6 protein-coding genes and 4 pseudogenes are annotated in these 9,091 nt (G+C 68.9%); 3 read left to right on the top strand and 7 right to left on the bottom strand.

Going from position 1 to position 9,091, the window contains the following annotated elements; all coding sequences use genetic code 11:
* Positions 1-757 precede the first annotated feature (757 nt).
* Positions 758-970 (bottom strand): annotated as a pseudogene (locus tag ACFV6E_RS23130) (hypothetical protein); the annotation flags it as partial.
* Positions 971-1,122: 152 nt separating this feature from the next.
* Here ACFV6E_RS23130 and ACFV6E_RS23125 point away from each other — a divergent pair.
* A pseudogene (locus ACFV6E_RS23125) lies at positions 1,123-1,389 on the top strand (ATP-binding protein); the annotation flags it as partial.
* Positions 1,390-1,447: 58 nt separating this feature from the next.
* On the opposite strand, the gene ACFV6E_RS23120 reads toward ACFV6E_RS23125, so the two are convergent.
* Together ACFV6E_RS23120 and ACFV6E_RS23115 are read right to left on the bottom strand one after the other, a co-directional pair.
* The gene (locus ACFV6E_RS23120; protein WP_385464202.1) at positions 1,448-1,741 is read right to left on the bottom strand and encodes a hypothetical protein; all 294 of its coding nucleotides are present in this window, start codon (positions 1,739-1,741) and stop codon (positions 1,448-1,450) included.
* A gap of 1,045 nt (positions 1,742-2,786) precedes the next feature.
* Positions 2,787-3,341, bottom strand: coding sequence for an SUKH-4 family immunity protein (locus ACFV6E_RS23115; protein ID WP_385464200.1), 555 nt, complete (start codon positions 3,339-3,341; stop codon positions 2,787-2,789).
* Between the two features lie 138 nt (positions 3,342-3,479).
* On the opposite strand from ACFV6E_RS23115, the pseudogene ACFV6E_RS23110 reads away from it, so the two are divergent.
* Positions 3,480-3,548 (top strand): annotated as a pseudogene (locus ACFV6E_RS23110) (DUF4259 domain-containing protein); the annotation flags it as partial.
* A gap of 70 nt (positions 3,549-3,618) precedes the next feature.
* Here the strand turns inward: ACFV6E_RS23110 and ACFV6E_RS23105 are convergent.
* A complete protein-coding gene (locus tag ACFV6E_RS23105) occupies positions 3,619-3,981 on the bottom strand; it encodes a hypothetical protein (RefSeq protein WP_385464230.1) in 363 nt (120 codons plus the stop codon).
* 313 nt (positions 3,982-4,294) lie between these two features.
* Between ACFV6E_RS23105 and ACFV6E_RS23100 the strand changes: the two genes are divergently transcribed.
* Positions 4,295-6,331, top strand: coding sequence for a hypothetical protein (locus tag ACFV6E_RS23100; protein WP_385464197.1), 2,037 nt, complete (start codon positions 4,295-4,297; stop codon positions 6,329-6,331).
* 24 nt (positions 6,332-6,355) lie between these two features.
* On the opposite strand, the gene ACFV6E_RS23095 is transcribed toward ACFV6E_RS23100, so the two are convergent.
* From ACFV6E_RS23095 to ACFV6E_RS23085, 3 genes and pseudogenes are all read right to left on the bottom strand, one after another.
* Positions 6,356-6,508, bottom strand: coding sequence for a hypothetical protein (locus ACFV6E_RS23095; protein WP_385464227.1), 153 nt, complete (start codon positions 6,506-6,508; stop codon positions 6,356-6,358).
* A 223-nt stretch (positions 6,509-6,731) separates the two neighbouring features.
* Positions 6,732-7,121, bottom strand: a pseudogene (locus ACFV6E_RS23090) (cytochrome P450); the annotation flags it as partial.
* Between the two features lie 446 nt (positions 7,122-7,567).
* Positions 7,568-8,827 carry a serine hydrolase domain-containing protein gene (locus ACFV6E_RS23085; protein WP_385464194.1) on the bottom strand — a complete coding sequence of 420 codons (1,260 nt, stop codon included), beginning with the start codon at positions 8,825-8,827 and terminating at the stop codon, positions 7,568-7,570.
* Positions 8,828-9,091 lie beyond the last annotated feature (264 nt).

Below are 9,091 nucleotides of genomic sequence, written 5' to 3'. Positions count from 1 at the left end.
AGCACCCCCCGGATCATCCACGACAGGGGCAAAGAGCCATACCGGCCCCGGAGGCCACGAGCCCCGTTCGGGCTCTACTTGGAAGGTAATGGGCGTTCTTGGTCTTGAAACGCAGACAGTGACCCTGCCGGGAGGTGTCCGCGGCACGGGCCACGTCGTCCGTCGAGGTTTTGCGGGGCCGTAGCGGAGGACGACGCCGACGGCCGCTCGTACGATGTCGTCCCGCCGCCCGGCAGGCTCGCTGGGTGAAGCCACCGGTGGTGACGGCTTCCGCGCACTCCGGTGTGTCCGACGGCGGAGGAGACGGGCGTTCGCCTTCGCGGTGCTGGACGCTTCGGCCGGGCCACTCGTCCATCGCGCGCTGACGGGCGCGGGTATCCCTCGCGATCTGGTGGACGACTTGGTCGACGACGTGCTGAGACCGAAGGCGCGAGTCGTTCCGCGAACGCGGCAGCAGGACGACGTAACACACCGGCCGGGCTTGCGACGGACGGTGCCACACAGCACCGCAGCCGCGCCAGGTCCCGAGACCGTCAGCCCTCTCGCGCCAGGGTTGCCATCAACGCGTCCAGCAGGCCTGGTGCCGCTTCCTGGAGGGCGGTGCGGGTCGCGGTGGACTTGTTCAGGCCCCCGTACAGGTCCGAGCAGGGAGCTTCGGCAGCGGGTGTGTCGCCAGCCGGCGGACCATTCCCATGCGTACGGGGTCCGCGAGTGCACGCAGCAGTTCCTGGACGTGGGCGACGGGCGGCAACTGGTCGGGCGGGAACGCCCTGTTGCGCCGGAGCGAGAAGGCCCGCAGGGACTTCTCCCGCGGGAACTGTGCCGCCTCGATGCGTCGTTCGGAGCGGCGGCGGGCACGGTCGTCGCACTCGGCCATCAGAAGTTCGGCGGGGAACCCGCGGTAAGACATCTGGCTGCGGGCGGCGACTCCGGTCGTACCGACTTCCATGCGGCCTTGACCGTGCGGAATCCGACTCCGTACTGACGCATCCGCATCCCCGCCCGCATGCAGTCGGCCGCCCCGCTCGACCCCGTACTTCCAGGCGACGGACATGCACAGCAGCGGGGAAGGCCGCCTCCGTCGACGCTCCAGGCGTCCGACCTGCAGACCATGTCCCTCGGGGCCGGCTGACGAGCAAGCTCACCGGCTACCTCCGGCCCGCGATTCTCGTGGTCGACGAGGTGAGATACCAGCCACTGGAACGGCCCGAGGCGAACCTGGTCTTCCAGGTCATCTCCAGGCGTTACGAGAGGGGCTCGGTCATCCTCACCTCGAACAAGTGCCAGCCCCAGGTAAGTGGGCCAGGTCTTCGGCGACGAATTCCTGGCCACCGCGATCCTCGACCGCCCCTGCACCACTGCGAGGCCGTCCCGATCAACGACAACAGCGTTGCCCCGGCACCGAGGAGGGCGAGCCCTGCCATCGTGGCGAGCCGGATGCCGCGGCTCACTGATCGCCACGGAAGTGGTCACGGAGTTCGTCACTGCAGTCGTCCTCGGTGCCGACCTGGATTCGCGAGAAGACCAGCACTGCGTCTCCCTTGCCCTCCCGCTCGGCCTTCGCCAGCTGCTTCTCGATGTCCTGGATGCGCTCGGCGCACTCGGCACTGACGGATTTCTCGGGTTGCGGGTCCGGTGCCGGGGAGGCATTCAGTGCGGCGGTGGCGGCGAGGCCGGCCGTGCACAGCACCGCCCACACGGCAATCCCCAGGCGGCGGCTCGTCCGTATCGGCTCAGGCATCCAGGCATCCTACGAGCGCCGCGGCGGGCTGTCCGCCGGATCGGGACTTCCTCGTCGGTGGGGGAACATCCCCGCAGGCGCGGGGTCGACCCGAGGCCCGGCACGCCCAGGGCCGCGGAGCATCCCCGCATGGATCGAGGCCCTTGGTGCGAGCCCCCTGCCCGGCCTCACCGACTTCGCCCTCCACCTGCTCCTGAACCTCGGCGCGGTGATCGCCGGCCTCGCCCGGCAGTGGAACTCAGGCGGCACGGAAGGCGCCGTGAGCCGCGTCAAGAAGGGCCGTTCGGCCTCGGCCGTCAGGGATTTCGGACAGTCATCCGCAACTTCCGTCTCAGGGAACTCAGATCTACCAGGAACAAGTCTGATCACAGGCGCGAAGCGACCTGCCCGATGACGCTCCGATCTGGCCAGAGCCGATGATCGGCATCAGGTGTTCGCCGCTTCGGCAGGCAGCACGGCCAGCAGTCGTCCGGTTGGGGCCGTGGGGTCAGCCGGTGGCGTGCCTGGTGCTGTGACCGGGGGTGCCGGGGCGGCGGCTTCAGCGGCACCCGTGAGTGATTGCCCTTCAAGTGGGCCCGGATCGGCCTCAGGACGGCCGTGCGGCGGGCCGGAGGCGGTCCATCAGCAGGTGCAACAGGCGATTGGCCTGGGCTTCCCGCTCGGGCCAAGGGGCCACCGTGAAGATGCCGATGAGGGCGGCGGCGATGTCTTCCGCCGGGATGTCGGAGCGGAGTCCGCCCGCGTTTCCAGGCGGTGCAGCCTTCCTGCCAGCGCTGATCGAGACAAGGCTTGTAGTCGTCGAGCCTGGTGGCCAGGTTTTGCCACTGAGCGATGAACATCTTCTCCGGGGTAGTGGCGCGGGAGAAGCGCAGCCACCAGGAGCTGGAAGAACTCCTCGTTCGACGCCTCCTGGGACTACCACCTCGCCCGCGGACATCACCGCCTGCACGGACCACCTGACCCGGGCGTACAGGTCCTCACAGCCTGATCGACACCGTCACTCAGCAAGAGCCGTACTGCCCGGCGGAAGCCGCTGTGTGGCTGTCTACCAGATGCCCTCGATGACCTCGTCGAGGACAAGGTTCCATTGGGACCGGTCGTATGCGAAAGGCAGCGCGTCGAAGGTCTCGATCCTGGCGCGGAGTTGCTCCACCTGCTGCTCGATATCGGCATCGTCGTCCCGCTCGTGTTCGGTGAACGCCTGGAACAGGTGCAGGACATGGACCAGGGATTCGACGTCGCGGTGGAGTTGCCGGTAGGAGGCGAGGGGTTCGCCTTCGCCGAACTCGTACACCTTGCCGCTTTCGGGGTCCAGGGCGATGAGGGAGGCGGCGAAGTAGGCGAGCACCAGCCATGACCGGCATTGTTCGGGCAGGGTGTCGTCCTTGGCCCGGAACCATGCGGCGAGGTTGATCGACTCCTGCGAGCCGACACTTGCCTTCGACATGAAGTACTGCTCGTCGGGGAGACCGACCTGGCTGAGGAACTGTGCGGTGCGGGCGTCGAGGCGGCTGTCGGAGGATGCGTGACGGGGGAAGTACACGACGCCGGACGGGCCGAACGCCCTGAGGAGTTCGTCCGGTGTGACAGCGAAGCTCATGCCGTGGCCAGTTGTGTGGCAGGGGGTGGGGAGTCGATGTCAGCGATCCGTGCGTCAGGTACTTCCTGACAGTCTTGAGGTCTCCCCAGCGATGCATCCAGCGCGCTCTCCGACCGGCCCGCGTACCAAGAGACCAGCATGGGCACCTGGGGCGCTGGCCCGTTCGACAACGACACAGCCGCGGATTTCGCCGACGCTCTCGACGACGCCACGCCCGAGGAGCGCGAGGAACTGATCCGTGGTGTCCTCACGCGCACCCTCGACGCCGTCGGCTGGCTCATGGAAGCAGCTCATGGAGGCAGAAGAAGCGGTCGCCGGAGCCGCGCTGATTGCGGCGCATTGACCAGGCGGCGAGCCGATCGGCACACTCTGCGGCTCCGGGACAACCTTGCCCGCCGTCCCCGACGAGTCGCGCACGCTCGCGGAAGAAGCCCTTGCCCGCGTCATCGGTGAGGACGCCGGGCCGGCCTCGACCTGGGGCGACCCGGCAGACTGGAAGCAGTGGCGAGCCGACCTCAACCGGCTTCGCATGGTCCTTGCTCCGCCGGCGCCGTCCATCCTGTTGTCCGACGTCGGGCCGGACGGTGGCGTGGGCGGTGGTGCCGAGGACGCGCACGCGGTGGGTGGCGTGCTCGATCACCGGAAAGACGTACTGACGTGTCCCGTCAGGGGAAAGGTCTCGATGCAGTCGCAAGCCAGGAGGGCGTCGGCCTGGGTGCGAGGGAAGTCGGCTCAGGTGACGGCGGCCCCGGGCGGGCGCCGGACCGATGCCCTCGGCGGTGCAAATCTCCCAGACGGTGGAGGTTGCGGACCTCAAGGCCGAGAGTGACGGGTTCGCCGTGCACCCGGCGGCAGCCGGACCGCGACGTAGGTACCCTCCGTGAACTGTTGGGTATCAGAGCCAGACGAATCACCAACACCACCGTCGAGGGGCGCACATATCCATGCCACCCATGGACCATACGAACCGGTCGAATCCCGCCGCTTTCACCCGCCGCAGTGTCCTGGCCTCCGCCCTCGGCGTCGGGGCCGCAGCCTTCCTCAGCGGCTGTGACGTCGCCGGAGGGGCGACCGAGGCCGCCTCGACGGCGCTCGAGGTCGACTTCGGCAAGACGGACTTCTTTCCGCTGCTCAAGTCGAAGACCGGGGTGGGAAGGGCGCTGAGCACCACCAGAATCCTGGACAGCCTTCCATTCATGGACCAGATCCGGCCGGCCCTCTATGACGGGGAACTGCGTTTCCCGGACACCGATTACCCCTCGCTGACGCCGTATCCCTTCGAGGTCGCGGAGGACGGCGAGGTCACGGTCTCGCGCAACGATTTCCTCGACGACCTGTTCAGCGGACTGCGTCGGCGCAACATAGAAATCATGGTGCAGCTCGAAGGGGCGCCGAAACAGTACTGGGACTACGACAAGGATGACCGTCCCCACCTCTTCCCCAAGCCGGACGAACTGGCGAACGCGGCGAAAGCCGTCGGCAAGTGGACCAAGCTCTACAGTGCCGACCATCCGATCAGTTGGTGTATGTGGAACGAGCCCAGTCACACACTGACCGGGTCCCCGGACACCGTCTCGGTCAAGCAGATGACCGACATCTACGCCGCCTACACGAACGCGATCGCCCCGCAGGGACTCTTCGGCATGGCGAGCTTCATCACGCCGAGCGCCACCGTCCGCCCGGCGCTGGGCAACCGCACCCACCTCCAGGCGTCGACCGACGCGCTGCGGGAACGTCTGGAGGCCCAGCCCGGCCTGCCCTTCGACTACCTCACCCTGAACAACTACGGCGAGGACCTAAGCGCCCTCTTCGCCGGCGCTCGCAACGCGCTGGGCACCGACTTCAACACCGTTCCGCTCATCCAGGCGCAGTCCGGCGTGTTCCTGCCCGGGGAGTGGGAGGAGCGCGCCGGGAGCACGCTGGAGGCAGCGCGGTCGATGAAGTCGCTGGAGAAGGCGTTGCGCGTCGCCGACCTGCAGACCTTCACGTTCAGCGGCTGGATCTCCCACCTGATCGCCTACAAGGGCGGCGAGGCGCTGCAGCTTCCGCTGTTCAACGCGCTGAAGCTCTTCGCGCGGATGCCGGAGCGGCGCGGCACGCTGCAAGGGGACCTGCCGTCCGGTGTCGGCGCCATGGTCTCGGGGGACGAGCACCGCAGCGCGGTGCTGATGTGGAACGAGACCGACCAGCCGCACACCTTCGACGTGCGCCTCACCCACCTGCGCACCGCCGGCGCGGACGATGCCGAGGTGCGCGTTCACCACATCGACAGCGAGCACGGCAGCCCGCTGGAGGGCAGCGACCACACCTTCGCCCCCACCGAGGTCACCGCCCTGGACCAGGTGTCCGCATCGCTGACCAAGACGGTGACGGTCGCCGGGCCGGGCATCGCCTACGTCGAGGTGGGCGCCAAGTCCGCACACCCCGTGCTGGACCGCGAGGGACTGGACGCCGCGCTGGTCCGCAAGCACACCTACGCCGACCGGATCGCGGACCAGGACGGTAAGGTCTCCGTCCGGGGCAACGCCTACGGGTGCTACGACGCGGTACGCGCCATCGCCTACGTCGGGGTCAAGGGCGACAAGGGCACCGCGCTGGTTGGCGCGGAGTACACCGGTCTGCCGGACCAGCTGAAGGTGGGGATATCGGCCGAGGGTCTGGCCGCCGAGCCGCTGTCGTCGGAGTCGGTGTTCGGCATCCGGGTCGACTACCTGCAGGGGGACAAGGCCGTGAAGAGCGTGCTCTGGCACGGTGACACCTTCACCGGCTCGCGGACCGGCGCCCTGCCCTGGGGGCGGGGAGGTGCGACCGCGGACGTGCTGGTCGACACCCGCGCACTCGACAGCACGCGGGCCGACGGGTCCACGCTGACGCTTCCCCTGGCGAGGCGCGCACCGTCGGGCTGGGCGGCGGCCGGCCGGCGCGCGATCGTCTCCTTCTGGATGGACTCCACCGGCCCCGGCTCCCAGGCACGGTTCCTGCTGGGATAGCGTCCGGGGACACCCCGGGCCGCCCTACCCCTGGGAAGTGTCCTGGAGGGTGCGGAAGGCGTCGAAGAAGGTGGGGTGGTGTGCCGTGGCGCCGTACGCCGAGGGTTGGGCGACGAGGTTGGTGCAGAGGCTGTTGAGCAGCCATGGTGTCTTCGTCGGTCCGATGTCGCTGACCATGGCGGGCTGTTGGAGGGGGCCGTAGGTGGCGACCGCGAGCCGGCCCGTCGCGCGGAGTTGGCGTACCTGGTTGGTGAGGTAGTTCTCGCGGGTGGCGAACCAGGAGCTGTTCAGCAGCAGGTCGTGCCAGCGTTGCTGGGTGACGGGGTTGGCGGCGGCGGTTGATCATCGGCTGGTGCCCGAGAATTTCGAACCGGGCGACCCGGTCCGCGAGCCTTTCGAGCAGCGCACCCATTTCCAGCCTGGCGAGGTGCATTCCGACGCACACATGCTCGCCCCGCCCGAAGGCGAGATGGTCCGAGGGCCGGCGGGCGATGTCGAAGCGTGTCGGGTCCGGGTAGTGGCGCTCGTCGCGGTTGGCGGAGGCGTAGAGCAGCGCGACCCGAGAACCGGCGGGCAGCGGGACTCCGTCGATCTCGTGGTTTTCGGTGAGCACCCGGCTGAACTGCGGCACCGGGGTCTCCAGGCGCAACGACTCGTTGATCGCGTGCGGAATCAACGAGCGATCCGTGCACAGCAGTTCCCACTGATCAGGATTCCGGGCGAACAGTGCGATCGCGTTGGCGATGGCGAGGATGGTGGTGTCGAGGCTGGGTGTGACGTAGTCGAGCATCATCACCGGGCACTTGTCGCGTGCGATCTCGCCGCGGTCGGCTGCCGCGTAGAGCTGCGCCGCCCAGCCGTCGGGGTCGATCTTTCCCGGCACGGCGTCGTTCATGGCGAAGGCCATGAACTCCTCGACGGTAGGTCCGGCCGCGGCTGCCCGGTCGTCGGCGGGCCCCTGGGTGTTCCAGATGGCCGCGGCCCACTCCAGCATCTTCTCCCGCCCGTGATCGGGGAGCCCGACCAGGTCCGACACCACGGTCATGGGCAGGTACTCCGCCAGTTCGGTGACGACATCGAACCGGCCCCGGCCGACGACCCGTTCGGCGACCTGGTCGGCCTCGGACTCGATCCGCGCAGTCACCTCGCGCATGCGTTCCGGCCGCAGCGGCCGTCCCAGCACCGAGCGCATCGCTGGCGGAGATCTCTTCTCATCGGGTCAGCCGCCGGATCACTTCAGCCACCTGACCCGCCCCCGGACGTAGCCCCGGTGATGGCCTGTGTCTCCCGCCCGATCATGTCTTGCAGTGGCAGGCCGTCGATGTTGCCGAGGATGACGCCGACCCAGCCGGTGTACGGGTAGATGTTCCAGTTGGCGGCGACGCCGGGGTTGCCGCCGGCGCGCTGGTACTTCCACTGGCCGTTGACGATGGAGACCGGAAGCATGTACGCGCCGAACGACGCCGGTCCGTGTGGGATCTTGGCCCCGGTGAGCACGTCGGCCCAGGGCCGGTCCAGGAGGGTGCCGTCGCCCAGCGCGTGCGCGAACCGGACCAGATCCGGCGCGGTGGCGAAGCCGCCGTCTCCGGGGGCATCGATGAAGGCGCGGCCCGGGTTCTTGCCGAGTACGTCCGGGTTCGGGCTGCTCTTGTCCAGGTTGCGGACGGCGTCCACCCGGCTGCCGTCGGCCAGCGTCATGTACGGGTGCGCGATGTGCTGGTCGGTGAGCCACTGCGGCCTGGTGCAGAACGCCGAGCCGGTCATGCCGCAGCGCTTGAAGACGTGTTCCTCGACGTAGTCCCAGTACGTCGTGGAGGCCACGGCCTCCACGATCAGCGCGGAAACGGTGACCTCCGCCTCCGCGTGAGCGGTGTCGGGAGTGCCCGGGACGCCCACCAGTCTCGCCTGCCGGGCCCGCTGCTCGTAGTACGTGTGCGCCTCGTCCCGGCTCTGGAAGACGCGCTGCACGTCGTCACCGGGGCTGTCCAGTCCGGAGGTGCCGGAGAGCAGGTGGTGGATGGTCACCCTCTCGGCGATGTCCTTGGGGAAGCCCGTCAGATGGGTGCCCACCGTGTCCGACAGCTTCAGCCTGCCCTGCTGCGCCATCTGTAGGAGGGCCACCGCGCCGAACGGCTTGCCCGCGGAACTGAGGCTGAACGCGACGCCCTCGTGATTGCGGATCCCCTTGTCCTCGTCGGCCATGCCGTAGCTGCGCGACAGCACCGTCCGGCCCTGGTGAGACAAGAGCACCACGCCGGAGAAGCTGCCCTCGTCGGCCAGCTTCGCCACGTACCGGTCGTAGGCTCCGCCGGGCCGGGTGTCCGGCGGGACGTCGGGGTCGGTCGAGGCCGGACGGTGCTGTCCCGCGGCTGCGGCGTGGCCGCGTCGGGCGCCCGCCAGCGGCACGCCGGCCGCCACCACGCCGGCGGCGGCCGCCAGCCCGCCCCGCCCGAGCAGGCGCCGCCGGTCGATACCACGTGTGGAATCCGAGTCCATGATCACGATCCGTTCCCGATCGACGAGTCGGCCGTCGCAGGTCTGCTGCTGTCCATGCCTGCACTGAAGACGCAAGAGTGTTGCGGCGGCGTATGCGCTTTTCGATACGCCCGCGATACACCGAGGCACCGGCATCGTCACGCCCGCACGTCTGCCCTGGACCACGAACGCCTGGGAACGCGGCGGCGGGGCGCGCACTCACCGGAAGACCTGGACGGGGCCGCCCATCAGAAGTAGGGCCTCCGGGCCAGGCGTTGCCCAGGA

This window comes from Streptomyces sp. NPDC059785 (assembly GCF_042732375.1).
Lineage (GTDB): Bacteria > Actinomycetota > Actinomycetes > Streptomycetales > Streptomycetaceae > Streptomyces.
This window is presented reverse-complemented; position numbering and strand designations above follow the sequence as displayed.

Bases quoted from the DNA above. Each gene is read 5' to 3' on its own strand.
- ACFV6E_RS23095 (WP_385464227.1), bottom strand. From the start codon at position 6,508: ATGGTCAGCGACATCGGACCGACGAAGACACCATGGCTGCTCAACAGC.
- ACFV6E_RS23115 (WP_385464200.1), bottom strand. From the start codon at position 3,341: ATGAGCTTCGCTGTCACACCGGACGAACTCCTCAGGGCGTTCGGCCCG.
- ACFV6E_RS23100 (WP_385464197.1), top strand. From the start codon at position 4,295: ATGGACCATACGAACCGGTCGAATCCCGCCGCTTTCACCCGCCGCAGT.
- ACFV6E_RS23085 (WP_385464194.1), bottom strand. From the start codon at position 8,827: ATGGACTCGGATTCCACACGTGGTATCGACCGGCGGCGCCTGCTCGGG.
- ACFV6E_RS23120 (WP_385464202.1), bottom strand. From the start codon at position 1,741: ATGCCTGAGCCGATACGGACGAGCCGCCGCCTGGGGATTGCCGTGTGG.